The 24,186-nt window shown below is 68.1% G+C and carries 20 protein-coding genes and 1 tRNA gene; 16 read left to right on the top strand and 5 right to left on the bottom strand.

The genetic code is table 11. The annotated features are described in order from the left end of the window. The first annotated feature begins 36 nt into the window (after positions 1–36). Positions 37–828: a peptidoglycan-binding domain-containing protein gene (locus tag G3572_RS13405; RefSeq protein WP_164612714.1), complete on the top strand. Its 792-nt coding sequence runs from the start codon at positions 37–39 to the stop codon at positions 826–828. Positions 829–945: 117 nt separating this feature from the next. After that, complete coding sequence (locus G3572_RS13400; RefSeq protein WP_164612710.1) at positions 946–1,212, top strand: spike base protein, RCAP_Rcc01079 family; 267 nt, start codon at positions 946–948, stop codon at positions 1,210–1,212. A 36-nt stretch (positions 1,213–1,248) separates the two neighbouring features. Here the strand turns inward: G3572_RS13400 and G3572_RS13395 are convergent, their stop codons facing one another. The 3 genes from G3572_RS13395 to surE form a co-directional block, all read right to left on the bottom strand. Continuing rightward, positions 1,249–2,472, bottom strand: coding sequence for a peptidoglycan DD-metalloendopeptidase family protein (locus tag G3572_RS13395; protein ID WP_435530982.1), 1,224 nt, complete (start codon positions 2,470–2,472; stop codon positions 1,249–1,251). Between the two features lie 92 nt (positions 2,473–2,564). Further along, positions 2,565–3,224: a protein-L-isoaspartate(D-aspartate) O-methyltransferase gene (locus G3572_RS13390; RefSeq protein WP_164613186.1), complete on the bottom strand. Its 660-nt coding sequence runs from the start codon at positions 3,222–3,224 to the stop codon at positions 2,565–2,567. Beyond that, positions 3,224–4,009, bottom strand: coding sequence for a 5'/3'-nucleotidase SurE (gene surE / locus G3572_RS13385; RefSeq protein WP_164612708.1), 786 nt, complete (start codon positions 4,007–4,009; stop codon positions 3,224–3,226). The genes G3572_RS13390 and surE overlap by 1 nt, the downstream gene beginning before the upstream one ends. 120 nt (positions 4,010–4,129) lie before the next feature. Here surE and G3572_RS13380 point away from each other — a divergent pair, with 120 nt between their 5' ends. The 11 genes from G3572_RS13380 to G3572_RS13330 all read left to right on the top strand — a co-directional run bounded on the left by G3572_RS13380 (position 4,130) and on the right by G3572_RS13330 (position 18,872). Beyond that, the gene (locus G3572_RS13380; RefSeq protein WP_164612705.1) at positions 4,130–5,281 is read left to right on the top strand and encodes an amidohydrolase; all 1,152 of its coding nucleotides are present in this window, start codon (positions 4,130–4,132) and stop codon (positions 5,279–5,281) included. An 87-nt stretch (positions 5,282–5,368) separates the two neighbouring features. Continuing rightward, the gene (locus G3572_RS13375) at positions 5,369–6,307 is read left to right on the top strand and encodes a pirin family protein (protein ID WP_164612702.1); all 939 of its coding nucleotides are present in this window, start codon (positions 5,369–5,371) and stop codon (positions 6,305–6,307) included. 132 nt (positions 6,308–6,439) lie between these two features. Further along, positions 6,440–6,516, top strand: a tRNA-Asp gene (locus G3572_RS13370). A gap of 298 nt (positions 6,517–6,814) precedes the next feature. Then, on the top strand, positions 6,815–9,613 hold the full coding sequence (gene glnE, locus G3572_RS13365) for a bifunctional [glutamate--ammonia ligase]-adenylyl-L-tyrosine phosphorylase/[glutamate--ammonia-ligase] adenylyltransferase (protein ID WP_164612699.1): 2,799 nt from the start codon (positions 6,815–6,817) through the stop codon (positions 9,611–9,613). Then, positions 9,600–9,869 (top strand): hypothetical protein, encoded by a 270-nt coding sequence (locus G3572_RS13360; RefSeq protein WP_164612697.1) that lies wholly within the window; start codon positions 9,600–9,602, stop codon positions 9,867–9,869. Before glnE ends, G3572_RS13360 begins: the two co-directional genes overlap by 14 nt. 229 nt (positions 9,870–10,098) lie before the next feature. After that, complete coding sequence (locus G3572_RS13355) at positions 10,099–11,877, top strand: SLC13 family permease (RefSeq protein WP_164612694.1); 1,779 nt, start codon at positions 10,099–10,101, stop codon at positions 11,875–11,877. Between the two features lie 170 nt (positions 11,878–12,047). Continuing rightward, entirely contained in the window at positions 12,048–13,298 is a 1,251-nt protein-coding gene (locus tag G3572_RS13350) for a sugar phosphate nucleotidyltransferase (RefSeq protein ID WP_164612691.1), read from the top strand. Continuing rightward, on the top strand, positions 13,298–15,352 hold the full coding sequence (gene glgX, locus G3572_RS13345) for a glycogen debranching protein GlgX (protein WP_164612687.1): 2,055 nt from the start codon (positions 13,298–13,300) through the stop codon (positions 15,350–15,352). The genes G3572_RS13350 and glgX overlap by 1 nt, the downstream gene beginning before the upstream one ends. Positions 15,353–15,598: 246 nt before the next feature. Further along, the gene (locus G3572_RS13340; RefSeq protein ID WP_164612684.1) at positions 15,599–16,387 is read left to right on the top strand and encodes a phytanoyl-CoA dioxygenase family protein; all 789 of its coding nucleotides are present in this window, start codon (positions 15,599–15,601) and stop codon (positions 16,385–16,387) included. Between the two features lie 196 nt (positions 16,388–16,583). Beyond that, the gene (locus G3572_RS13335) at positions 16,584–17,078 is read left to right on the top strand and encodes a DUF2383 domain-containing protein (protein WP_240335549.1); all 495 of its coding nucleotides are present in this window, start codon (positions 16,584–16,586) and stop codon (positions 17,076–17,078) included. Positions 17,079–17,261: 183 nt separating this feature from the next. Next, complete coding sequence (locus G3572_RS13330; RefSeq protein ID WP_164612681.1) at positions 17,262–18,872, top strand: FAD/NAD(P)-binding protein; 1,611 nt, start codon at positions 17,262–17,264, stop codon at positions 18,870–18,872. Between the two features lie 9 nt (positions 18,873–18,881). Here G3572_RS13330 and eda read toward each other — a convergent pair whose 3' ends face one another. Both eda and edd read right to left on the bottom strand, forming a co-directional pair. Further along, positions 18,882–19,523 (bottom strand): bifunctional 4-hydroxy-2-oxoglutarate aldolase/2-dehydro-3-deoxy-phosphogluconate aldolase, encoded by a 642-nt coding sequence (gene eda, locus G3572_RS13325; RefSeq protein WP_164612679.1) that lies wholly within the window; start codon positions 19,521–19,523, stop codon positions 18,882–18,884. A gap of 92 nt (positions 19,524–19,615) precedes the next feature. Then, positions 19,616–21,421: a phosphogluconate dehydratase gene (gene edd / locus G3572_RS13320; protein ID WP_164612676.1), complete on the bottom strand. Its 1,806-nt coding sequence runs from the start codon at positions 21,419–21,421 to the stop codon at positions 19,616–19,618. Between the two features lie 307 nt (positions 21,422–21,728). Here edd and G3572_RS13315 point away from each other — a divergent pair, with 307 nt between their 5' ends. From G3572_RS13315 to G3572_RS13305, 3 genes are all read left to right on the top strand, one after another. Further along, positions 21,729–21,992 carry a YjhX family toxin gene (locus G3572_RS13315; protein ID WP_164612674.1) on the top strand — a complete coding sequence of 88 codons (264 nt, stop codon included), beginning with the start codon at positions 21,729–21,731 and terminating at the stop codon, positions 21,990–21,992. A 169-nt stretch (positions 21,993–22,161) separates the two neighbouring features. Then, the gene (locus G3572_RS13310) at positions 22,162–22,836 is read left to right on the top strand and encodes a DUF6778 family protein (protein WP_164612671.1); all 675 of its coding nucleotides are present in this window, start codon (positions 22,162–22,164) and stop codon (positions 22,834–22,836) included. Between the two features lie 44 nt (positions 22,837–22,880). Next, entirely contained in the window at positions 22,881–24,122 is a 1,242-nt protein-coding gene (locus G3572_RS13305) for an RSP_2647 family RNA methyltransferase (RefSeq protein WP_164613182.1), read from the top strand. Positions 24,123–24,186 lie beyond the last annotated feature (64 nt).

The raw sequence follows: 24,186 nt of genomic DNA, 5'->3' as shown, positions 1-24,186 counted from the left end.
CTTTTGGTCGCGTCATCGGTCAAAAGGAACCTGACGATGCAGAAGTTTGTGATCAGCACCTTCATCGCAACAAGTCTTGCGCTTGCCGCGCCTGCCACAGCGCAGACCGATCTGAGCGATATCGTTTCCGGCGTCGCCAAATCGCTTCTGGCGCAAGAGCTGGATCAGAATGCCTTTCGCGAGGCGCAGCGCGTGAACACGGTCGCGGCCTATCGCAGTTATCTGGAGCGGTTTCCGAACGGCACCCAGCGCGCCGCTGCCGAACGCGCTCTGGCCCGCCTTGGCGCGCCGGTGACCGGCACCCAGCCCGCGCCGGTTGTCACCCCGCCCGCGACGCCGCCGGATGCCAGCGCCGCCTCGGTCGAGGCAGGGATCGGCCTGACGCGGGCGCAGCGCACGACGCTGCAGCGCCAGTTGACCGCCCTTGGCTATCCGACGGGGGTTGCGGACGGGCTTTGGGGCACCAACACCCGCAGCGCGATCCAGCGCTGGCAAACCGCCAACAAGCTGAACGCGACCGGCTATGTCACCGCCTCGCAGGTGCGGCTTATCCAGCAGCAGGCCGGGGCGGTGGCCGAGCCGTCGCCGTCGACGCCCGCGAACGAGGATGCGCTGGAAGAGCGGCTGTTGTCGCTCACCGCATCGGAACGGCGCGAGGTGCAGCGCATGTTGACCCGCCTTGGCTACAACACGGGCGGGGTCGACGGGGTATTTGGCCGCAACACCCGCGCCGCCCTTGCCGCATGGCAGCGCGACGAGGCAGTGCGGGCCAGCGGCTATATCACCGCCGACCAGTTGCGCGAACTGCGGCGGCAGACCGGAGCCTGAGCAGAGCGCGCGGCGGGTTTGGCGGGCGTTAAGCGTTTGTTCCATAGGGTGACGGGCCTTGAAGCGCGGTTGCGCAGCCCGTCATGCGCTCCGGCGCAGCACCCTATGGAGCCAGTCATGTCAAACCCGTTTACCCTTCGCACCCCGTCGCTGACCGGTCCGGCGCTTGATCTGCTGCCGGTCACCCCCTCAAACAGTGCCGATCTGTCCGCCGTTGGGATTGCGCTCTATGTGCAGCGGGCGGGAGCGGTTTGCTTGCGCACGGTGGCGGGCGGCACGCGGACCGTGGCGATGGGAGATCACAGCTTTCTGCCCGTCGGCGTGACCCGCGTTCTGGCCGAGGGCACCACCGCAACCGGCATCCATGCGCTGGTGCTGTCCTGACCTGCGTCGGGCAGGTCAGGTATCATTCGCGGAGCCTTATTGCAGGAAGGGAACCGGATCGGTGCTGTCTGCCCCGCGCCGCACCTCGAAATGCAGGAAGGACGGGGTGCCCGCGCGCACGGCGGCAATCGTCTGTCCGCGGCTGACCCGATCGCCTTTTTTCACGCTGATGCCATCCACGCCGGCATAGACCGTCAGGATATTGTCGGCATGGCGCACGACGATGATCGGCGTTTGGGCCGTGTCTGTCGTGATGGCGGCCACGGTGCCATCGGCGGCGGCCTTCACGGCGGTGCCTGCGGGTGCCGAAATGTCGATCCCGTCATTGCGCCCTTTGGAATAGGGCCGGATGATCGAGCCCTGAACCGGCATCAGCATCTTGGTCGAGGTGCTGCGCTGCGCGCCCAGATCGGGGGAGGCGGGCGTTTCACGCGGCGCGGTGGCCGCCGGCGTTGTCCGTTCGGCGGGCAGAGGTTTGGCAGCCGAGGGCGGCGTCGGCGTCGGCGATCCGGTGCCGGGCTGGCTGACGGGTTGCGGCGCGGGAGCCGAAGGCGGCGGCGCGGAAGAAGCGACCGGAATGATCAGATACTGGCCTTCGCGCACATCGAGATTCGGCCCCAGACCGTTCCATTCCCCGAGCGACTTGGCCGAGATGTTGTAGCTGCGCGCGATCGAAAACGCCGTTTCGCCGCGCCGCACCTGATGGCGGACCGGCTCTCCGCCGGTGCTGGGGCGGGTGGTGGCGGGCGGTGTCGGAGTGCCGACACGGTCGAGCGCGGTGGTGGCGATGGTCGAGACATCGACCGGGGCAGGGGAGGCGCCGACGGACGGGCTGCCGGTCGGCAAGATGCCGCCACCCTGCACGGGGCCGGTATCGGCGATCCGGCGCGGCAGGGCCAGAATTTCGCCCTCGCGCAGGGGATCGGTGGGAATGATCGCGTTGTAACGCGCCAATTCGTCGGTGTTGATGCCCACGCGCGCCGCGACAGAGGCTGCGGTGTCACCCCGCCGCGCCACCGCCACCTGATAGCCGGGATAAGAGATGACGCCGCGCGAATCCGGCTCGGGCCGCCGCTCGGTCGCGTTCAGCGCCGCCTCGGATGTGGCCAGCACGCCGGGGCCGTTGCGCAGATCCCAGTCAAGACCCTCAAACGGGCTGCCGCCCCCCGAGGGCATGCAGGCCGAAAGCGTTGCAAGGGCGCTTCCCAGCCACAGGATACGCAGCGGTTTGGGCATCGGGGCCGGGGAAATGCGGGTCATGCTCTGCCTCTTGTGCTTTCCGGACGGTGTTTCCCGCCCTTGGTTACGTCATATGGTCGGCCTCGGGTCGTGCCGTTCACCACGCCCGCCGCTTACTCTGCCCCCAGCCCTTCGACCAGCGGCACGAAACGCACCGGGCGCAATTCTTCGTAATCATACCCGCTGATGCCACGGGTGACCTTGATCAGACTTTGCACCGTGTCGGACTGGCCGACAGGAAGCACCATAATACCCCCAACCTTAAGCTGCGCCAAGAGGGGGCCGGGCGGGTCTTCGGCGGCGGCGGTCACGATGATGCGGTCGAACGGCGCCTGATCGGGCAGGCCATGACTGCCATCGGCGGTAAAGGCGGTGATGTTGACCAGCCCCAGCGCCTGAAACACGCCCTGCGCCTCGCGCACCAGCCGCCGGTGCCGGTCCACGGTATAGATGCGGCGGCCAAGCTGCGCCAGAATGGCGGCCTGATAGCCCGAGCCGGTGCCGATCTCGAGCACGGTATCGCGCGGCTGCACGTTCAGGGCCTGTGTCATCAGCCCCACCACCGAGGGCTGGCTTATGGTCTGCCCGCAGGCAATCGGCAAAGGCATGTCATCATAGGCGCGGTCGGCGAAATGCCCGCGCACGAACAGGCCACGGTCGACCCGTTCCATCGCGGTCAGCACGCGGGCGTCGGTCACGCCTCTTGATCGCAGTCCAAACAAATAGCGCATCTTGCGTTCGGCGTCCGTATCCTCCGGGCCGCCGGGTCCCATCATGCCAGTTGCGCCTCGAGCCGCGCCAGAAGATCATGCGCGGTCAGATCGGCGCGCAGAGGGGTGACGGAAATCCAGCCTTCGAGGTTCACGGCGGCATCGGTGCCGGGAAGCGTCGGCGTGTGCTGCGGCCCGCCCTTGATCCACAGATAGCGCCGCCCCGTGGGGGACACCTGCGGCTCGCAGGAAAAGGAGGTGTCGCGGCGAAACCCGATGGCGGCCACTTTGGTGCCCAGCACCTTGTCGGCGGCCACGGGGGGGAAATTCACGTTGTAGAAGACGCGGAAATCATCCTGCGTCCAGATGCCCTTTTCCAGAAGCCGCCGCACCACCGCCGCGCCATGCACCACCGATGCCTGAAACGGCGTGTCGAGCCCTTCGGTCCCGCGCCCCATGTATTGCGACAGCGCGATCGCCGGAATGCCCTGCAACGCGGCTTCCATCGCGCCGCCGATGGTGCCGGAATAGAGCGTGTTTTCCGCGGCGTTGTTGCCCCGGTTCACGCCCGACAGCACCAGATCGGGCTTGGCCCCCTCCAGCACGTCATAGATGGCGGCCAGCACGCAATCGGCCGGGCTGCCTTCGGCGGCATAGCGGCGCTCGGACAGTTTGGCGATCATCATCGGATGCGAATAGCTGATGCAATGGCCCACGCCCGATTGCTCGAAGGCCGGGGCCACGGTCCAGACCTCGCCCTCCGGCCCTGCGATCTCCTGGGCGATGGCGGTCAGAACCTCCAGCCCCGGAGCGTTGATACCATCGTCGTTCGTGATCAGAATGCGCATGAAAACCGTCCTTTCCTCCTGCTTAGACGACACCTGCACAGGCGGCAAGCACAAGCCGCAGCTTCGCTTGACATCGCGCGCGCCGCAGGGTCCGCTCTGGCCAAAAGAAAGGCGCATGGCATGACTCTCACCCCCGAGGACATCGCAGACCTGACCCGGCTGCGTCACGATTTGCACCGCCACCCCGAGGTCTCCGGCGCCGAGGCGGCAACGGCAGGGCGGGTTCGGGCGGCGCTTGCCCCGCTCGGGCCAGACCAGATCGTGACCGGCCTTGGCGGGCATGGAGTGGCAGCCGTGTTTTCGGGTGCCGCCCCCGGGCCGACCGTGATGATCCGCGCCGAGCTTGACGCGCTGCCGATTCCGGAAGCGCCCGGTCCGGCCCATGCCTCGAGCGTGCCGGGTGTTGCGCATCTGTGCGGCCATGACGGGCATTCGGCCATTTTGCTTGGCGTCGGCCGGCTGTTGGCGCGGCAAAGACCGGCCAAGGGGCGGGCCGTGCTGCTGTTCCAGCCTGCCGAGGAGGATGGCTCTGGTGCCGCCGCCGTTCTGGCCGATCCCGCCTTTGCGCCGCTGCGCCCCGACTGGGCCTTTGCGCTGCACAACATGCCCGGTCTGCCGCTGGGGCAGGCGCGGGTTTCGGCCGGTCCGGCCAATTGCGCGTCCTGCGGCCTGCGCCTGCGCCTGACGGGCCGCACCGCCCATGCCGGAACCCCCGATACGGGCCTGTCGCCCGCCGCTGCCCTGTTCGAGCTGATCCCCGCGTTGACCGCGCTCGGCCCCGGCGGGGCGCTGGAGCCGGGGTTTCGGCTGGTCACGTTGACCCATGCCCGTCTGGGTGCGCCCACATTCGGCATCACCCCCGGCGATGGTGAACTCTGGGTCACCCTGCGCAGCCTGACGGATGCCGACATGATTGCGCTCAAGTCCCGCGCAGGCCAGCTTGCCGCCGGGATTGCCGCGCAGCATGGCATCGCGCTGGACCTGAGCTGGCATGATGATTTTGCCGCCTGTGACAACGATCCTCTGGCGGTCGCCCAGATCGAGGCAGGCCTTGCCGACGCCGCCATCCCCTTCGGCCCCGCCGATGGCCCCATGCGTCCCTCGGAGGATTTCGGGCGCTTTGCCGGGACGGGCGCGCGGAGCGCGATGTTTCTGCTGGGGGCCGGTCCCGACAGTGCCGCCCTGCACGACCCTGCCTATGACTTTCCCGATGCGCTGATCGCCCCCGGAGCCGCCACCTTCACCGCCATCCTGCGCCGTCTGCTGGGCTGAAGCGTGCTGTGACGCACAAATTCCGCGCGGGGATCGGCAAAGACATCGCGCCCCTCAGGCCCTAAATTCAGGCAAAAGGAGCGCATGATGAGCTGGAACCCCGTTCTTGACCCTTCCATCCCGATCGGTGACGCAGTCGACTCCATCGAAACCGTGATCGTGCCGCGCGCGCGTGACCTTGGGGGGTTCGAGGTGCGCCGCGCCTTGCCGTCTGCCGCGCGCCAGATGGTCGGGCCCTTCATCTTCTTCGACCAGATGGGGCCTGCGGAATTCCTGACCGGCAAGGGCATAGACGTGCGCCCGCACCCGCATATCGGGCTGGGGACTGTCACCTATCTGATGAAGGGGCGCATCCACCACCGCGACAGCCTCGGCACCAATTCCTGGATCGCGCCGGGCGATGTGAACTGGATGCTGGCGGGGCAGGGGATCACCCATTCCGAACGGCAGGACGGCGCGATCCGCGACACGCCCCATGATCTCTTCGGCCTGCAGACGTGGCTTGCGCTGCCCCGCGCGATGGAGGATGACCCCGCCGCCTTCGTGCACGCCCCGAAGGCCACGCTGCCGGAACTGGAGGGAGAGGGCAAACACCTGCGCCTGATCCTCGGCTCGGCCTATGGGGAGACCGCGCCGGTGCCGACCGGAATCGAGGTCTTCTATGCCGACGCTGTGCTCGCGCCCGGGGCGGCGATCCCGCTGCCGGAGAACCACGAAGATCGGGGGGCCTACATTCTGTCGGGTGAGGTGACGGTCGGCGGGCAGAGTTTCGAGACTGGCCGCATGCTGGTGTTCCGCCCCGGTGACCGCGTCTCGCTGAAGGCGGGAGATCGGGGTGCGCGGGTGATGCTGCTGGGCGGGGCGACGATGGACGGGCCGCGCCACATCTGGTGGAACTTCGTGGCCTCCTCGCGCGAGCGGATCGACGCCGCCCGCGAGGCGTGGCGCGCCGGAGACTGGGCGCATGGCCGCTTCCGCCTGCCCCCTGACGATGCTGATGAATTCATCCCAGCCCCCCCGCGCTAGGGACTGCGCAAGCACCTGCTGGAGGCCGCGCGAAAAAAGCCGCGCTGCCTGCGCTCTGCCGCTTGACGCCCCCCGCGCATGCCCCTAAAAGCCCCCTACGGCGCGGGGGTGACCTTGGGCCGGACGGAATGTGCGGTTGTAGCTCAGTTGGTTAGAGTACCGGCCTGTCACGCCGGGGGTCGCGGGTTCGAGCCCCGTCAACCGCGCCATTCCTGCCCCAAAGGCCCCTGCGAAAGTGGGGGATTTTTGGTTTGCGGGCCTTGCGATGTCATCCGGCCTTCCCGCTGTGTTACACGCCTTCGAGTCAATGAAATCATGGGCTTGGCCTTTCATCTTCAGGAAGGCTTAACCTTTCGCGCGCACGAGGACGCCCGTCCTTTGCCTTGCGCCTTTCGGACAGGCTCTGCGGGGCCGGAGGCGGGGGCGGCGCCCCCCGACGCGTGCCGCCTGTGCCTGCCTGACAGGAATTGACCCGGACGCTGTCCTTGGCCAAAGCTGTTGCGCATGATGACCGATTTTTCAGCACGCCTGACCCGCTCACCCCACCCGTTTGACGCTGCCACCGCTGCCGAGGTGCGGGCGGGCTTTGCCGATTTGCCGCCCGAGGTGGCAGGGCTGCTGGCAGCCACGGCGGGGTGCAGCCCTTACCTGCGCGGGCTGATGACGCGCGAGGCCGCATGGCTGCGCGCCGCGCTGTCGCAAGCGCCCGAGGCGGCGCTGGAGGCCGAGTTCGACCGGATCGACGGACTTGCCCTTGATGATCTCGGCTCGGGGCTGCGGCTTGCCAAGCGGCGCGTCGCGCTGCTGACCGCGCTCTGCGATCTGGGCGGGGTCTGGCCGCTGGAGACGGTCACCGGCGCGCTGACCACGCTGGCCGACCGGGCGGTGCATCTGGCGATGGTGCGGCTGGTGGCGGAGGAGATCCGGCGCGGCAAGATCCCCGGGGCCACGCCCGAGGATGCGGAGACGGCGGCGGGCATGGTCAGCCTTGCGATGGGCAAGATGGGCGCGGGCGAGCTGAACTATTCGTCGGACATCGACCTGATCTGCCTGTTCGATGAAACCCGTTATCCGGGGGCCGAGCAGGAGGCGCGGGCCGCCTTCATCCGTGTGACCCGCAAGATGACGGCGCTGCTGTCGGACCTGACGGGCGAGGGCTATGTCTTTCGCACCGATCTGCGCCTGCGCCCCGATGCCTCTGTCACCCCTGTCTGCCTGTCGATGGCGGCGGCGGAAAGCTATTACGAAAGCGTCGGGCGCACGTGGGAGCGGGCGGCCTATATCAAGGCGCGGCCCTGCGGCGGTGATCTGGCGGCGGGGGAGCGGTTCCTGAAAACGCTGACCCCGTTTGTCTGGCGCAAGCATCTGGACTTTGCCGCGATTCAGGATGCGCATGACATGCGGCTGCGCATCCGCGAGCATCGGGGGCTGAATGGCCGCGTGGTGGTGGAAGGCCACAACATGAAGCTGGGGCAGGGCGGGATTCGCGAGATCGAGTTCTTTACCCAGACGCGGCAGCTGATCGCGGGCGGGCGTGACCCCGATCTGCGCGACCGCACCACTGTGGGCGGTCTGGCGGTGCTGGCGGCCAAGGGCTGGGTGCCGTCCGATGTGGCGGGCGAGTTGACCGCGCTATACCGCGCGCACCGCGAATTGGAACATCGTCTGCAGATGGTGGGCGATGCGCAGACGCATGATCTGCCCGTCACCGCCGAAGGGGTCGCGCGGATTGCCGCCTTTTGCGGCGAGGAGGAGGCCGCGTTCCGTGCCGGACTGCTGGAGCGGATCGCGCGCGTTGACAGCCTGACCGACAGTTTCTTCGCGCCCGGAGAGGCCGAGGCGGGGCCGGAATTGTCGGAGGCGGCCGCGCAGATCGTGGCGGGCTGGATCCATTATCCGGCGCTGCGGTCCGAACGGGCGCAGGGCATCTTCCGGCGGCTGCGTCCGCAACTGCTCCGGCAGTTGCACCGCGCCGCCAACCCCGACGAGGCGCTGCGCGCGCTGGATGGTTTTCTGGCGGGATTGCCGGCGGGGGTGCAGATTTTCTCGCTGTTCGAGGCGAACCCGACGCTGATCGAGCTGATCATCGACATTGCGGGCACTTCGCCTTCGCTCGCGCGGCATCTGTCGCGCAATGCGGGGGTGCTGGATGCGGTGATCGGCGGCAGTTTCTGGACCGCGTGGCCCGGCACGCAGGCCTTGCGGGCCGAGCTTGCGCAGGCGCTGGAGGCGGTGCCGGATTACGAAAAGCGCCTCGATACCGCGCGGCGCTGGATGAAGGAATGGCATTTCCGGGTGGGGGTGCATCACTTGCGCGGGCTGATCGATGCCTTCGAGGCCGGGAAAAGCTATGCCGATCTGGCCGATGCGGTGGTGGGCGCGCTGTGGCCGGTGGTGACGGCGGAGTTTGCCCGCAAGCACGGGCCGATGCCGGGGCGGGGTGCGGTGCTGATCGGCATGGGCTCGATGGGGGCGCAGCGGCTGAATGCGGGGTCTGATCTGGACCTCATCATGATCTATGATGCGGCGGGGGTGGAACAGTCGGACGGGCCGAAGCCCTTGGCGACGCGGCCCTATTATGCACGGCTGACGCAGGCGGTGGTCACGGCGCTGACCGCGCAGATGCCCGAGGGGCGGCTTTACGAGGTGGACATGCGGCTGCGGCCCTCGGGGCGGCAGGGGCCGGTGGCGACGGGGTGGCAGAGTTTCACCAGCTATCAGGAGGCCGAGGCCTGGACCTGGGAGCATCTGGCGCTGACCCGCGCGCGGGTGCTGGCGGGGGATGCGGCGCTGGCGGCCGAGGTGGAGGCGTTCCGGCGCGACCTTCTGGCGCGCAAGGGGCAGGGGGCCACGGTGCGCGCCGATGTGGCCGCGATGCGCGGGCGGTTGCAGGCGGCCAAGCCCGCCAAGGGCAGCTGGGAGGCCAAGAACGGGCCGGGGCGGCTGATGGATGTGGAACTCTGCGCGCAGATGATCGCGCTGGTCTCGGGCAGTGCCGCGCGGGGGGTGGAGCGGCAGGTGGCGGCGGGAACGGCGGCGGGGGTGTCGCCTTCGGATCAGACGGCGCTGCTGGATGCCTACAGGCTGCTCTGGCGGCTGCAATGCGGCACCCGCCTGCTGACCGAGGGGCCATTGGAGATGGAGAGCCTCGGCATCGGGGGGCGGGCGTTCCTGCTGCGCGAGACGGGCGAGGCCAGTGCCGAGGCGTTGACGGCGCGGCTGGAGGCGGTGACGGGGCGGGCCGAGCGGGTGATTGCGGCCATGATGGGGGGCGCGGATGGGGAGGCGAGTGATGCGGCTGGATGAGGCGGACCCCAAGGGGCTGGTGCGGGAGAGCTACCGGATCGAGGGGATCACGGGCGGGGAGTGCCGGTCGATCTTCATCGACTGGGCCTTGAGCCTGCGGCCGGGGGTGGAGAGTGCAGAGGCCCTGCGGGTGGTGCTGGCCGAATACGGGATGGCGGCACCGGAGCATCCGATGACCCGCGTGCTGACCGAGGCGCTGACCGCGCCCGAGCCGCCGCGGCGGCGCGGCGGGCGGGCGGCGCGGGTGGGGATGTAGGCAAGGCGGCCCCCTGTGTTACGGCTGTGGAGTTCCCGTGATTTCAACGGGTTGACCCTGCGGGCTTAACGGTTTCTTAGGAATTGCGCGGGACGGGTCCGGCGTCGGGCTGGCGTGCTTTGCGCGACGGCGGCGGAGGGGCCGGATTTATCTGCGCCGCGCCCCTGCGGGCCGGAACCCGAAGCGGCGCTGCCACGTTTCCTGTCTGCCCCAAGGAGTGCATCGCCAATTGACCCAAGATCAGGCCCTGCTGTTCGCCCTTTTCGCCGTGATAATCGTGCTGATGATCTGGGGAAAGGTGCGGCATGATATCGTGGCCTTGGGCGGGGTGATTGTCGGCACCTTGCTGGGGCTGGTCCCTGCGGAAGAGACGTTTTCGGGCTTTGCGCATCCGGCGGTGATCACGGTGGCGATGGTGCTGGTCGTCTCGGCGGGGCTGATCCGCACGGGCGCGATCAATGCGCTGGCGCGGGTGCTGTCGAACCCCGATCTGCCGGTGTCGCTGCATGTGTTGCGGCTGGGCGCGGTGGGCGCGCTGCTTTCGGCGGTGATGAACAATGTGACCGCGCTGGCGCTGCTGATGCCGGTGGATGTGGCGACCGCGCGCAAGGCGGGGCGGGGAGCGGGGCTGACGCTGATGGCGCTGGCCTTTGCCACCATTCTGGGCGGGATGCTGACGCTGATCGGCACCCCGCCGAACCTGATCGTGTCGAGCTTCCGGCGCGAGGCGCTGGGCGCGCCCTTCGGCTTTTTCGATTTTGCCTATGCGGGCGGCATCGTGGCGGTGGCGGGTCTTTTGTTCGTGGCCTTTGTCGGCTGGCGCTTTGTGCCGCAGCGGCAGGATTCCGGTGCGGGCGCGGATGTCGAGGCGCGGATGCGCGATTATGTGACCGAACTGGTGGTGCCGGACGAGTCCAAGACCATCGGCCGCAACAAGGCGGAGCTGCGCGCGGATTGCGAGGCACTGGGCGCCAGCCTGATTGCGGTCAAGCGGCGGGGCCGCCGTGTTTACGGTCTGCCCGACACCATCGTGCTGGAGGTGGGCGATATCCTGCTGGTGGAGGCGAGCCCGACGCTGCTGGACGAGGCGCGGGTGGAGTTGCAACTGGCCTACCCCGACGGGCTGGCCGCCGATGCGCCGCGCATCTCGCTTGCGGGGGAGGTGATGGTGGAATTCGTCGTGACCGACCAGTCGCGCATCGTGGGGCGCACGGCGCGGCAGGCCAAGCTGGCGGTAGACCACGACTCGGTGCTGCTGGGCATCATGCGGCGCGACCGCACGCTGCATGACAAGCTGCGCGACACAAGGATTCTGGCGGGGGATATCCTGCTGATGCTGATCCCCGAGACGCAGGCCGACAGCATTGCCGATGCCTTGCGTCTGTTGCCGCTGGGGCGCCGCGAGACGGTGACGATGGAAAAGCGTTCGGTGGCTGCCGTGGTGATGTTCGCGCTGGCGATTGCGGCCGTGAGCCTCGGGCTGACCAGCATGCCGGTGGCGCTGGGCGCGGTGGTTGTGGGCTATGTTCTGGTGCGGATTCTGGGGGTCGAGGACCTGTATGAACATATCGACTGGCCGGTGATCGTGCTGCTTGCCTCGTTGATCCCGCTGGGGGTGGCGATGGATACCACGGGGGCCTCGGGGCTGATTGCCGAAGGGCTGGCGGCGGCGACGGCGGGACTGCCCGCATGGGTCGGGCTGATGGCGCTCATGGTGGCGACCATGTTCATCTCGGACGTGCTGAACAACAATGCGACGGCCATTCTTGCGGTGCCTGTGGGCATCCGTCTGGCCGAGACGACAGGCACCAACCCCGATTCCTATCTGATGGCGGTGGCGATTGCCGCCTCTTGCGCCTTTCTGACCCCGATCGGGCACCAGAACAACACCATCGTGATGGGGCCGGGGGGCTATCGGTTTTCCGATTACTGGCGGATGGGTCTGCCGCTGGAGGTGATCGTGACGGTGGTCGGGGTGCCTGCGATCCTGCTGTTCTGGCCGCTCTGACCGGAGGCGGCACGCCGCTGTGCCGGCCTGCCCGAAAAAATATGCGGGTGCAGAAAGATTTGATGCAAAAGTGATGCAACCTCTGGCGATGTGACGAGTTTAACCCGCATGTCCCCATCGTGGAATGACAGGCCCCCGCGGGCCATTCCCTCTTGCCGGAGTTTCGCAACATGGCCGATCAAGTGTCTGAAATCACGCATGAAGATGCCGGTAAGGCACCCGTTGCAATCCTGCTTGCGGGCGGGCGCGGATCGCGCCTTTACGAGTTGACGGACCGGACCTGCAAGCCTGCGCTGCCTTTCGTGCGGCGGCGGCGGATCGTGGATTTCACCATGCAGAACATCGTGCAATCGGGCTTGCAGAATGTGGTCGTGGCCAGCCAATACCGGCCCGAAAGCCTTGAGGCGCATCTGGCGGTGGCATGGTCGGGGCGGCTGGCACCCGGCGGGCTGATGGTGCGGCGCGGCAGCGAGCAGGTGGCGGCGCTGTCCTATGGCGGCACGGCGGATGCGGTCTGGAAGAATGTGGAGCAGATCGATGCGCTTGCCCCGCGCGAGGTGCTGATCCTGTCGGCGGACCATGTGTACCAGATGGATTACCGCCCGCTGATCGCGGCCCATCGCCGCGCGGGCGCGCAGGTGACGCTGGCCGCCAAGGTGGTGGACCGTTACGAGGCGCGCGGCTTTGGCGTGATCACCGCCAACGCGGCGGGGAAGATCACCGATTTCGTGGAAAAGCCCGATGTGCCCCCGACGCTGCCGGGCGATCCGGATCATGCGCTGGCGAGCATGGGGATCTATGTCTGCGACTGGGCATGGCTGCGCCGGATGCTGGCCGAGGATGCGGCTCTGGCGGGCAGCAGCCATGACTTTGGCCATGACATCCTGCCGCGTGCGGTGCGGGCGGGGCAGGCCTTTGCGTGGAACTGGGAAGCGGCAGAGGGGCACGAGGTGTTCTGGCGCGATGTCGGCACGCTGGATGCGCTGCGCGAGACGTGGCTGCAATTCGAGAGCGACACGCCCTGCGCGCTGCCTGCGCCCGATCTGGGGCCATTTGCAGTGGAGGCGGCACCGGCGCTGTCGCGTTTTGGCATGTCGACCGCGGTGGGCGGGGTGAAGCTGTTTGCGCCGCTGCGCAACCGCAATGGCCAGCCCAGTTGGGGCATGATGGAGCAATCGGTGCTGATGGATGGCGCGCGGCTGTCTCCGGGGTGCCGCCTGACGAAGGCGCTGATCGCGCCCGGGGTGACGCTGCCCGAGGGGCTTGTGGTGGGCGAGGACCCCGACGAGGACCGGCGCTGGTTCCGGGTGACACCGGGGGGAACCACTCTGGTGACGACGCAGATGCTGTCACGGCGCGCGCTGCGCAAGCCGCGCGCCAGCCGCGGGTTCGGGGCGCTGTTCCAGCAGGTGGTGTCGTGATGCTGAAAGCGGCCCCGCAGGGATTGGTGTTCGACGCGGCCTCGGCCCGGCCTTCGGTTCTGGGGGCGGAGTATGATGGAGCGGGGGTGAACTTCGCGCTGTTCTCCGACCATGCCGAGCGGGTGGAGCTGTGTCTGTTCGACGATGATGGCGTGACCGAGACGGCGCGGCTGGACCTGCCCGAGATGGAGGGCGGCATCTGGTATGGCTATCTGCCGGGGCTCGCGCCGGGGCAGGCCTATGGCTACCGCGTGCATGGCGCCTATGCGCCGGAGGAGGGGCATCGGTTCAACCCTAACAAGCTGCTCCTTGACCCCTATGCGCGGCAGTTGACGGGGGCGATCGACTGGGATGACAGCCTGTTCGGATACGAGATCGGCACCGATGACCTGACCTTCGATGCGCGGGACTCGGCGGCGTTCATGCCCAAGGCGCGGGTGGTGGACCCGAATTATGACTGGTCGGCGGACCGGGCACTCTTCCGTCCGTGGGAAGAGACGGTGATCTACGAGGCGCATGTGAAGGGGCTGACCATGCGCCATGACGGTGTGGTGCAGGCCGATCGCGGCACCTTTGCGGGGCTGGCCGCGCCTGCGGTGATCGAGCATCTGAAGGCGCTGGGGATCACGGCGATCGAGCTGTTGCCCGTGCAGTCCTTCGTGCAGGACCGGCATCTGCTGGAAAAGGGGCTGAGCAATTACTGGGGCTACAACTCGCTTTCGTTCTTTGCGCCCCATGCGCCCTATCTCAAGACCGGCCAGCTTTCCGAGATCAAGGACGCGGTCCGCCGCTTTCACGAGGCGGGGATCGAGGTCTTGCTGGACGTGGTCTACAACCACACCGCCGAGGGCAACGAGATGGGGCCGACGCTGTCGTTCCGGGGGATCGACAATGCGTCTTACTACCTGTTGTCGCCTGACAATCCGCGCCACAGCTTTGACACCACGGGCTGCGGCAACACGCTGAACGTGGCGCATCCGATGGTGCTGCGCATGGTGCTGGATTCCTTGCGCTATTGGGTGCAGGTGATGCATGTGGACGGGTTCCGCTTTGACCTTGCCTCGACCCTCGGGCGCGAAAGCGCGGGGTTCGAGCGGGAAAGCGCGTTTTTCAACGCGATCCGGCAGGACCCTGTGCTTTCCCATGTCAAGCTGATCGCCGAGCCTTGGGATATCGGCGAGGGCGGCTATCAGGTCGGGGGTTTTCCCTGGCCGTTCCGCGAATGGAACGACAAGGCGCGCGACGATCTGCGCGGGTTCTGGCGGCGCGATGGCGGCTTGCGCGGGCGGGTGTCGCAGCGCCTGCTCGGCTCGCCCACGCAGTTCCACCATTCGCGGCGGCCTGCGACCACCTCGGTCAACTTTCTGGCGGCGCATGACGGGTTCACGCTGTGGGACTGTGTCTCGTATGACAACAAGCACAACGAGGCCAATGGCGAGGGCAGTGCCGATGGTCATGACCACAACCTGTCGCACAACATGGGGGCCGAGGGGCCGACCGATGATCCGGGCATCCTGCACGGGCGGGCGCGGCGGGTGCGGGCGATGCTGGCCTCTCTGATGATGTCGCAGGGCGTGCCGATGATTCTGGCGGGCGACGAGATGGGCAACAGCCAGCACGGCAACAACAACGCCTATTGTCAGGACAACGAACTGGCGTGGATCGACTGGCCGGGCAACGAGGGCCTGATGCGCGCGACTGCCGCGATGATCGCGCTGCGGCAGGAGTTGGGGCTGGCCAGTCGCCGCTTTGCGGTGGGGGCGGGCCACAGTGACGGCGTGGCCGACGAGGCGCATTGGCTGCATTGCGACGGGCGCGAGATGGCCGAGGACGACTGGGGGCAGGACGGGCCGCTGGGGCTGCTCTTGCGCCGCTGCGAGCGGGCCGATGTGCTGGTGATCCTGAACGCGGGCGATGACTGCGACTTTGTGCTGCCCGAGGGTGACTGGATGCAGCGCCTGTGCAGCGCGTGCGACGAGGTGGCGATGGCCGAACCCGCCAGCGGCACGATCACCGCGCCGGGGCAATCGGTCGTGGTGCTGGTGGAGGGATAGGGCGACGGGGGGCCTTGCCCCCGCTGCCTCGGGCGGCAGAGCATCATCGGAGCAAACCCGCCATTTGCGCGCCATCCGGAGGCTGCGGGAGTTGACGACCGCCGGTCCTTGTCGCAAACTGACGGGCATGATGTTCATGTCCACATTCTTTCCGCTGATCTGAACGGCCCCGCCGTGCGGCGCAGGGCGCCGTGAGATCAATGCAAGGCGCTTCGCTGTTGCGGGCGCCGTTCGGAGAATGGAAAAATGGAATCTTCCGCAGAGGGCGGCCTGACATCTGGTCAGGTCAGAGAATTTATCGACGACGGCTTCATTCGTATCGACGAGGCCTTTCCTGCCGAACTGGCAGAGCAGTGCAGGGACGAGCTGTGGTCTGCCATAGGGCTTTCGCCAGACAGGCCGCAGGACTGGACGCAACCTGTGATACGGGTCGCGTCAATGGCCTCGCCCGCGTTCCTTCAGGCCGCGAACACGCCGCGCCTGCATCGGGCCTATGACCAACTTGTCGGGGCGGGGCGCTGGATTGCGCCGCAGGGGCTTGGTACCTTTCCGATCCGCTTTCCTTCGGCGGATGCCCCCGGCGATGACGGGTGGCATGTGGATGTCAGCTTTGGCGACAGTCCCGATTTCATGGAATGGCGCGCCAATGTGAAGAGCAGCCAGCGCGCGTTGCTGATGCTGTTCCTGTTTTCGGATGTCGGGCCGGATGACGCGCCGACCCGTATCCGGAAAGGGTCACACCGGACGATTGCGCGCGAATTGCTTCCCTTTGGCGAGGGCGGCGCGAGCTTGCGGCAGTTGTCGGCAGGGGGATATGCCTCGACCGCGGACTGCCCCGAGGTGCTTGCGACGGGGGCGGCGGGCACGGTCTATCTGTGCCATCCGTTCCTTGTGCATGCGGCGCAGCCCCATCGGGGGACGCGGCCCCGCTTCATGGCGCAGCCGCCCCTGCGACCGAAGGCAGAGTTCGATCCGGCGCTGCCGCCTTCGCCGGTTCAGGTCGCGATCCGCGAGGCCTGCGGGTTGACCTTCTGACGCGGGTCGGGCCGGGGCGTGCCAGCGTCCCGGCCCGACCGGACAGGGTGCAAGGGTGCCTCGGGATCGGGGGCGGGCGGGGAACCGGCAGGGCCGTTTGCGCGTTGATTTGCAAGAGCCACACGGTCTGGCCGGCCTTTCTGGCCGGATCGACCGGTGTTCACCTGCACCCCTGATTTGCATGAAAGGAACTTCCATGCTGCCCCCGACAACCGCTTCGATGATGTTGACCCCGGACACAGCGCATGAGGGTGACGCGCCGCAGGCCGCCCCCGATGCCAGCGAGGCGCTGCTGAACGTGCAGCGCCGCACGGTGGATGCGCTGGTGGGTTATGTGAAGATGGTCGAGAAGGCCGAGCCGGAGTTCCGTCCGGTGGCCGACCGCTTCCGCGCCCTGCATGACCGGCACAACGCCGCGCTGACCGCCATGCTGATCCGCCACGGCGCGGAGCCGGATGCAGATGGCACCTTTATGGGCACGGTGAACAAGGCGGTGGTCTCGCTGCGCGCGCTGTTCGACGAGATCGACGAGGATGTGATGGACAGCATCCGCAACGGCGAGAACCATGTGATGCAGGCCTTTGACGAGGCGATCATCGCCAATGGCATGCCGCCCGCCGATGTGACCGATCTGCGCGACATGCGTGACGAGATCGTGGTGCTGCTGCAGGACACGCGGCATCTGGACTGATATGCCGGCAATCTGCCGGCAGTGGCAGGGCGCGCGCCGGGGGGATGACCCCCGGCGCTTTTGTTTGGGTCGGCCCGCATGGCGCGCGTTGGGGGCTGCGGGAACCCGCGTGACGCGGGCCGCGTTGATGGGCATCCGCTTGGACAGGACCCTCCTGTCGAGCCGTATCGGAACCGTGACCCCATGTTGTCTGTTGCAATCGTCGGCACTGGCCCGACCGGTCTTTATACCTTCGCCGCGCTGTCAAAACGGCAGGAGCCCTGCCGGATCGCCCTTTATGAGAAGGGAGACAGCCTTGGCGTCGGCACACCCTATTCCGAGGAAACCGCGACCCGCGCGATGCTGGCCAATATCGCCAGCATAGAGATTCCACCCCTGTGCGGCGGCTATCTGGACTGGATGCAGGCCCAGCCTGCCGCCTTCCTGCGCCGCTTCGGTCTGACCCATGCCGATCTGGATGCGCGGCTGTTCACGCCACGGCTGATGCTTGGGGCGTGGTTCAACGCGCAGTTTCTGGAGCTGATCGCCGCCGCAGAGGCGGCGGGGCATGTGGTGGAGGTGCATACCGGGGTCGAGGTGACCGATGTGCGGGCCGGAGACAGGGGTTTGCGCGTGGTCGCGGGGACGCAGGAGGCGGTGTATGACCGGGTGGTTCTGGCATCGGGCCACAGCTTTGCCGAGGATGCGCAGACGGCGCGCTATTTCCCGAACCCGTGGTCGGGGCTGATCCAGACCGATGTTCCGGCGGCGCGGGTGGGGGTGCTGGGCACCTCGCTGAGCGCGATCGATGCCGCGATGGCGGTGGCAGCGCAGCACGGGCGCTTCGTGCGGGCGGCGGGGCAGGCGGATGATCTGGTCTACGAGCGGCAGGCGGAAGGGTTGCAGATCATGCTGATGTCGCGCAGCGGGGTGCTGCCGGAGGCGGATTTCTATTGCCCGATCCCCTATGCGCCGCTGGACATCATGACGGGGGCGGCCCTGTCGGAGGCGCTGGCGGGGCCGGCCCCGCTGGATGCGCTGTTTGACCTGTTCCGCGCCGAGATTGCGGCGGCGGACCCGGGCTATGCGGCGCATGTGGGGCTGGAGCGCCTCGACGCCGACAGCTTTGCCGCCGCCTATTTTGCCGACCGGCTGGCGCGCGACCCCTTCGGCTGGGCGCGGGAGAATCTGGCCGAGGTGGAGCGCGACCGCGCGGCGCGGCGCACGGTGGGCTGGCGCTATGCCATCCTGCGGATGCACGAGACGGTGGAGGCGGTGCTGGCGGACCTGCCGGAGGCGGACCGCGCGCGCTTCGATGCCGGGCTGAAGCGGGTGTTCATCGACAATTACGCGGCGGTGCCGCCGGAATCGATCCGGCGTCTGCTGGCCCTGCGCGATGCCGGGGTCTTGCAGGTGGCGGCGCTGGGCGATGACTATGATCTGGAGATCGGCGAGACGGGCACGCAGATAGGCACCAAGGGGCGGGTGCTGCGGTTCGACGTCTTCATCGATGCGCGCGGTCAGCGGCCGATGCAGAGCGCAGACCTGCCCTTTCCCGCTCTGCGCGCGGCGCTGGAGGCGGCGGGGCAGGACCTGCCGGAACTGGATGAGGGCTATGTGCTGCGCGGGGTGCCGGGCTATGGCGGGCGGCTGGTGCTGGCGGCCTTGCCCTATCTGATGCACGACCGGCCTTTTGTGCAGGGCATCACCGCCTCGGCCGAGATCGGGGCGGCGGTTGCGGCGGGGCTGGAGCGCGCGGAGGCCGCGCCCAGACGCCGGTGGCGCTGGGCGCAGATGCTGGACTGGGCGGCGTGAGCCGTCCGATCAGTCGCGCAGGGCGCGGGCCTCGGCGGCAAGGGTGGTGATCGCCTCCCAGTTGCCGGCGGCCATCGCCTCTTTCGGCGCGACCCATGAGCCGCCGACGCAGAGGATGTTCTTCAAGGAAAGATAATCGGCTGCGTTCCTGAGGCTGATGCCGCCGGTGGGGCAGAAGCGGACCTGCGGGATCGGCGATCCGATGGATTTGAGGAAGGCCGCGCCGCCCGATTGTTCGGCGGGGAAGAACTTCTGCACCGTGTAGCCGCGTTCGAGGAGGCGCATCACCTCGGAGGCGGTGACTGCGCCGGGCAGGAGCGGCAGTTCGAATTCTGCGCAGGCGTCAAGCAGCGCGTCGGTCGCGCCGGGGGAGACGCCGAAGGTGGCGCCCGCCTCTTTCGCGGCCTTCACATCGGCGCGGGTGAGCAGCGTGCCTGCGCCCACGACGCCGCCCGCCACCTCGGCCATCGCGCGGATGGCGTCGAGCGCGCAAGGGGTGCGCAGGGTGACTTCCAGCGCGGGCAGCCCGCCCTTGACCAGCGCCTGTGCCAGCGGTGCGGCATGGGCCAGATCGTCGATCACGAGGACGGGGACGACGGGGGCAAGCTGGCAGACGGCCAGTGCGCGGGCGGATTGTTCGGTGGGGGTCATGGGCAGGGTCCTTTGGCGTCGGGAAGGCGGAGAGTGCGGGAGCCTCCGGCGGGGATATTTGAAGACGGAAAATGCGGCAAGGGGCGCGCGGATCAGACCACCACGCCCGCGCCGGTATCGGCGGTGCCGACGGTCTGGCGGAAGACATCGAAGAGTTCGCGCCCGATGCCGTGGCTGTTGGCCGAAAGGTCGATGGAGAGGGCGGGGCGGCTGTCGAAATCGTCGGCCAGCACGCAGAGCGTGCCTGCCACCGCATCGAGGCGCACGATGTCGCCGTCGCGCAGGCGGGCGAGGGGGCCGCCCTTGGCCGCTTCGGGCGAGACATGGATGGCGGCGGGCACCTTGCCCGAGGCGCCGGACATGCGGCCATCGGTCACCAGCGCGACCTTGAGGCCGCGGTCTTGCAGCACCATCAGGGTGGGGGTGAGCGAGTGCAGTTCGGGCATGCCGTTGGCGCTGGGGCCCTGGAAGCGGACGACGACCACGGTGTCGGAGGTGAATTCGCCCGCCTTGAAGGCGGCCTTGACGGCATCCTGCGTGTGGAAGATGCGGGCGGGGGCTTCGACGATATGGCGCTCGGGGGCGACGGCGGAGACCTTGATGACGCCGCGCCCGAGGTTGCCGCTGAGTTGCTTGAGCCCGCCGGTGGCGGCGAAGGGATCGGCGGCGGGGCGCAGCACCTTGTCATTGAGGCTGTCGCGCGGGCCGTCCTGCCAGCCGAGCTTGCCGCCCTTGAGCGTGGGTTCCTGGCGATAGGCGGCGAGCCCGTCGCCCGCGACGGTCTTGGCGTCGGGGTGCAGGAGGCCTGCGTCGAGCAGCTGGTTGATGAGGAATTGCAGCCCGCCCGCCGCGTGGAAATGGTTCACGTCGGCGAGGCCGTTGGGATAGACCTTGGCCATCAGCGGCACCACATCCGACAGATCGGCGAAGTCCTGCAGATCGAGGATCACGCCCGACGCCCGCGCCATCGCGGGCAGGTGCAGCACGAGGTTGGTGGAGCCGCCGGTGGCCATCAGCCCGACGAGGCCGTTGACATAGGCGCGCTCGTCAAGGATCTCGCCCGCCGGACGGAAATCATTGCCGAGCGCGGTGATCTGGGCCGCGCGTTCCACGGCGGCGGTGGTCAGCGCCTCGCGCAAGGGGGTGCCGGGGTTGACGAAGCTGGCACCGGGCAGGTGCAGGCCCATGAATTCCATCAGCATCTGGTTGGTGTTGGCGGTGCCGTAGAAGGTGCAGGTGCCTGCGCCGTGGTAGCTGGCCATCTCGGCGGCCATGAGTTCCTCACGCGTGGCCTTGCCTTCGGCATAGGCGTTGCGGACGGCAGATTTCTGGTCATTGGGGATGCCCGAGGTCATCGGGCCTGCGGGGACGAAGACCGCCGGAATATGGCCGAAGGTGGCGGCGGCGATGATGAGGCCGGGCACGATCTTGTCGCAGACGCCGAGGTAGAGGGCGGAATCGTAGCAGTTGTGCGACAGGGCGACGCCTGCGGCCAGCGCGATCACATCGCGCGAGAAGAGCGAGAGTTCCATGCCGGGCTGGCCTTGCGTCACGCCATCGCACATGGCGGGCACGCCGCCCGCCACCTGCGCGGTGGCCCCGGCGGCGCGGGCGGCGGCGCGGATCAGGTCGGGGTAACGCTCGAAGGGCTGATGGGCCGAGAGCATGTCATTATAGGCGGTGACGATGCCGATGTTGGGCGCGCGGCTGGTGGCAAGCGTCGCCTTGTCCTCTTCCATCGCGGCATAGGCATGGGCCTGGTTGCCACAACTGAGGTGGCTGCGCGCGGGGCCTGCCGCCACCGCCCCCGCCATGCGGCGCAGATACTCGGCCCTTGGTCCTTGGCTGCGTTCGCGGATGCGGTCGGTGACGCGGGCGAGGGTCGGATGCAGGGTCATGGCGGGCCTTTTTTCGGTTGGCGTGCGGTGCGGGGAGTATAGCAGGTGTTGTTAGCGCTAACAACCCTTGCTCGCCCCATCCCCCGGGCGGCGGCGGGCGCGAGCGGCGGGAGGCGGATTGAAAACACCCTCGGGCGAGTCTAGGCTGCACCCGCCGTTGCGGCAAGTTGCGCCGGACGGACCAATGGAGATTGGATGCAAGAGCTTGTGTGAAAAGGCTCTCTGACTGCCAGAGAGCCGCGTGACATCGGGCACCCCTGCCGCAATGGCGCGCGGGGTTTCTTTCACGTTTTCACACGAGACAAGCATGAACATTTCACGACAGGAGCAACGCGCCCTGCACGTTCTGGCGCTGGGCGGCTGGATTTTGCACGAGCGTGCGGGCGGACCGAAAGTGACGGAGGTCACCTGCCACACGCGCGAGGGGATGATCCTTGACGGCTTCGATCTGGCGACCTTCCAGCGGTTGCGCCGCAAACGGCTGATCGAATCGCGGGCGGGGCATCCCTACCGTATCTCGCGGCTGGGCCGACTTTCGGTGCGGGCGCAGGTGGACAATCAGGGCGGGTGACGGGAACGGGGGGCGGGGTCTTCCGCCCCCCGTTTTTCCTGCAACCAGAACCTGTGCGGGTCTTGTCACCACAATTCCCCGCTTTTGCGCCCATTCGCGCGCAATCGTGCCATGATTGGCAGGTAACCCTGTTCGGGCAAGGGGAAGAACTCCCCCGGAGGAATGGGTGATGATGACACGTCTTTTGCCGATGCTGGCAGTTCTGATGGGCCTGTCTGCCTGTGCGGGCAGCGCGCCCGATGTGATGCGGTCCGAGCAAAGCCAGATGACACTGGCCAGTCAGGGCCGGATCGAGGCGACCGGGCCCCGGCAGGTTCTGGCGGCGCAATATGATGTGGAGGACATCCGCATCTCGGTGCCCAGCAAGCTGCGCGTGTCCGAAGCCAATGTGTTCTACCCCGTGGCCGATATCGTCTGGCGCGGCGAGCCGATGGGCAACCGCCATGCGCAGGTGATGTCGATCTTCAAGGAAGCGATGGACCGTGGCACCTATACGATGAACACGGGCCGCAAGGTCGTGGTGGATGTCGAGGTGGCGCGGTTCCATTCGGTGACGGAAAAGACGCGCTATACGGTCGGCGGCACCCATTCGATGCGGTTTTCTCTGACGGTGCGGGATGCGGCGACGGGCGCGGTGATCGAAGGGCCGCGGATGGTGACGGCGGATGCCAAGGCAGCGGGCGGCGCGCAGGCGGTGGCCGAGGAGCAGATGGGCCGCACGCAGCGGGTGGTGGTGGTCGAGCGGCTGGCAAGCGCGATCCGCGCCGAGTTGTCGGGCCGGGTGACGGACCCGATGCTGGTGAGCCAGGCGCTGTCGCAGCGGTCGGTGGTGGCGCTGCGCTGAGGGGCATTTCCCACGGCAAGGGATTGCGGTAAGGGGAGGGGATGATGACCCCTCCCTTTGCGCATGACGCCCCCGATTCCGCTGATGCTTTCTCCTCGCGCGCCCTTCCGGTGGTGCGCCTGAAACCCAAGGCCGAGGCGCGGGCGATCCGCCACGGTTTTCCTTGGGTCTATGCCGACGAACTGGTGACGGACAGGCGCACGCAGGCATTGGTGCCGGGGGCCCTCGCGGTGCTGGAGGATGGCGAGCGGCGGCCGCTGGGGCTGGTCACGGTGAACCCCAAGTCGAAGATCATCTGCCGGATGCTGGACCGCGACCCCGTGGCGGTGATCGATCAGGCGTGGTTTGCGGCGCGGATCGCGCGGGCGCTGGAGATGCGCGCGCGCCTGTTCGATGCGCCCTTCTACCGGCTGGTGCATGCCGAGGCGGACGGGCTGCCCGGTGTGGTGATCGACCGCTTTGGCGATGTGGCAGTGGTGCAGCCCAATGCGGCATGGGCCGAGGCGCATCTGGAGCCGCTGGTGGCGGCGCTGGTCGCGGTCACGGGGGTGACGGCGGTGGTCAAGAACGGCTCGGGCCGGTCGCGCGGGCTGGAAGGGCTGCCCGAAGAGGTGGCGGTGATCGCGGGCGCGGTGGAGGGGCCGGTTACGGTGCCGATGAACGGCGCGCTGTATATGGCGGACCTGCTGGGCGGGCAGAAGACGGGGCTGTTCTACGACCAGCGGCCCAACCATGCCTTTGCCGCGCGGCTGGCCAAGGGCGCGCGGGTGCTGGATGTGTTCTCGCATGTGGGCGGGTTCGGGCTGGCCTGCCTTGCGGGCGGGGCGGAAAGTGCCCTCGCGGTGGATGGATCGGCGCCGGCCCTCGCTCTGGCGGCGGAGGGCGCGGCGGCGATGGGGGTCGAGGCGCGCTTTGCCACCCGTCAGGGCGATGCCTTTGCCGTGCTGGAGGCTTTGGGAACCGAGGGCGCGCGCTTTGATCTGGTGATCTGCGATCCGCCTGCCTTTGCCCCCGCCAAGCCTGCGCTGGAGGCGGGCTTGCGCGCCTATGAGCGGGTGGCGCGGCTGGCGGCGCCCTTGGTGGCGCCGGGGGGGTATCTGGTGCTGTGTTCCTGCTCGCATGCCGCCGATCTGGCCGCGTTCCGCAACGCGAGCGCGCGCGGCATCGGGCGCGGCGGGCGGCGGGGGCAGCTGATCCACACCGGCTTTGCAGGCCCCGATCACCCGATGCTGCCGCAACTGGCGGAGTCGGGGTATCTGAAGGCCCTGACCTTCCGGCTGGACTGAGGGCCGCCGCGTGCGCTCGTCCCTCCCTTGCGGGCGGTCCTCGCAGGGGGCAGCGAGGAAAGCG

Source organism: Pseudotabrizicola algicola, assembly GCF_010915705.1.
GTDB classification, from domain to species: Bacteria; Pseudomonadota; Alphaproteobacteria; order Rhodobacterales; family Rhodobacteraceae; genus Pseudotabrizicola; species Pseudotabrizicola algicola.
Note: the sequence above shows the minus strand (reverse complement) of the source record. Positions and strands in the feature narration are given on the sequence as shown.

Excerpts from the sequence above, each read along its gene's own strand:
- G3572_RS13405 (WP_164612714.1), top strand. The coding sequence starts at position 37 with ATGCAGAAGTTTGTGATCAGCACCTTCATCGCAACAAGTCTTGCGCTT.
- G3572_RS13400 (WP_164612710.1), top strand. The coding sequence starts at position 946 with ATGTCAAACCCGTTTACCCTTCGCACCCCGTCGCTGACCGGTCCGGCG.
- G3572_RS13395 (WP_435530982.1), bottom strand. The coding sequence starts at position 2,472 with ATGACCCGCATTTCCCCGGCCCCGATGCCCAAACCGCTGCGTATCCTG.
- G3572_RS13390 (WP_164613186.1), bottom strand. The coding sequence starts at position 3,224 with ATGGGACCCGGCGGCCCGGAGGATACGGACGCCGAACGCAAGATGCGC.
- surE (WP_164612708.1), bottom strand. The coding sequence starts at position 4,009 with ATGCGCATTCTGATCACGAACGACGATGGTATCAACGCTCCGGGGCTG.
- G3572_RS13380 (WP_164612705.1), top strand. The coding sequence starts at position 4,130 with ATGACTCTCACCCCCGAGGACATCGCAGACCTGACCCGGCTGCGTCAC.
- G3572_RS13375 (WP_164612702.1), top strand. The coding sequence starts at position 5,369 with ATGAGCTGGAACCCCGTTCTTGACCCTTCCATCCCGATCGGTGACGCA.
- glnE (WP_164612699.1), top strand. The coding sequence starts at position 6,815 with ATGACCGATTTTTCAGCACGCCTGACCCGCTCACCCCACCCGTTTGAC.
- G3572_RS13360 (WP_164612697.1), top strand. The coding sequence starts at position 9,600 with ATGCGGCTGGATGAGGCGGACCCCAAGGGGCTGGTGCGGGAGAGCTAC.
- G3572_RS13350 (WP_164612691.1), top strand. The coding sequence starts at position 12,048 with ATGGCCGATCAAGTGTCTGAAATCACGCATGAAGATGCCGGTAAGGCA.
- glgX (WP_164612687.1), top strand. The coding sequence starts at position 13,298 with ATGCTGAAAGCGGCCCCGCAGGGATTGGTGTTCGACGCGGCCTCGGCC.
- G3572_RS13340 (WP_164612684.1), top strand. The coding sequence starts at position 15,599 with ATGGAATCTTCCGCAGAGGGCGGCCTGACATCTGGTCAGGTCAGAGAA.
- G3572_RS13335 (WP_240335549.1), top strand. The coding sequence starts at position 16,584 with ATGCTGCCCCCGACAACCGCTTCGATGATGTTGACCCCGGACACAGCG.
- G3572_RS13330 (WP_164612681.1), top strand. The coding sequence starts at position 17,262 with ATGTTGTCTGTTGCAATCGTCGGCACTGGCCCGACCGGTCTTTATACC.
- eda (WP_164612679.1), bottom strand. The coding sequence starts at position 19,523 with ATGACCCCCACCGAACAATCCGCCCGCGCACTGGCCGTCTGCCAGCTT.
- edd (WP_164612676.1), bottom strand. The coding sequence starts at position 21,421 with ATGACCCTGCATCCGACCCTCGCCCGCGTCACCGACCGCATCCGCGAA.
- G3572_RS13315 (WP_164612674.1), top strand. The coding sequence starts at position 21,729 with ATGAACATTTCACGACAGGAGCAACGCGCCCTGCACGTTCTGGCGCTG.
- G3572_RS13310 (WP_164612671.1), top strand. The coding sequence starts at position 22,162 with ATGATGACACGTCTTTTGCCGATGCTGGCAGTTCTGATGGGCCTGTCT.
- G3572_RS13305 (WP_164613182.1), top strand. The coding sequence starts at position 22,881 with ATGACCCCTCCCTTTGCGCATGACGCCCCCGATTCCGCTGATGCTTTC.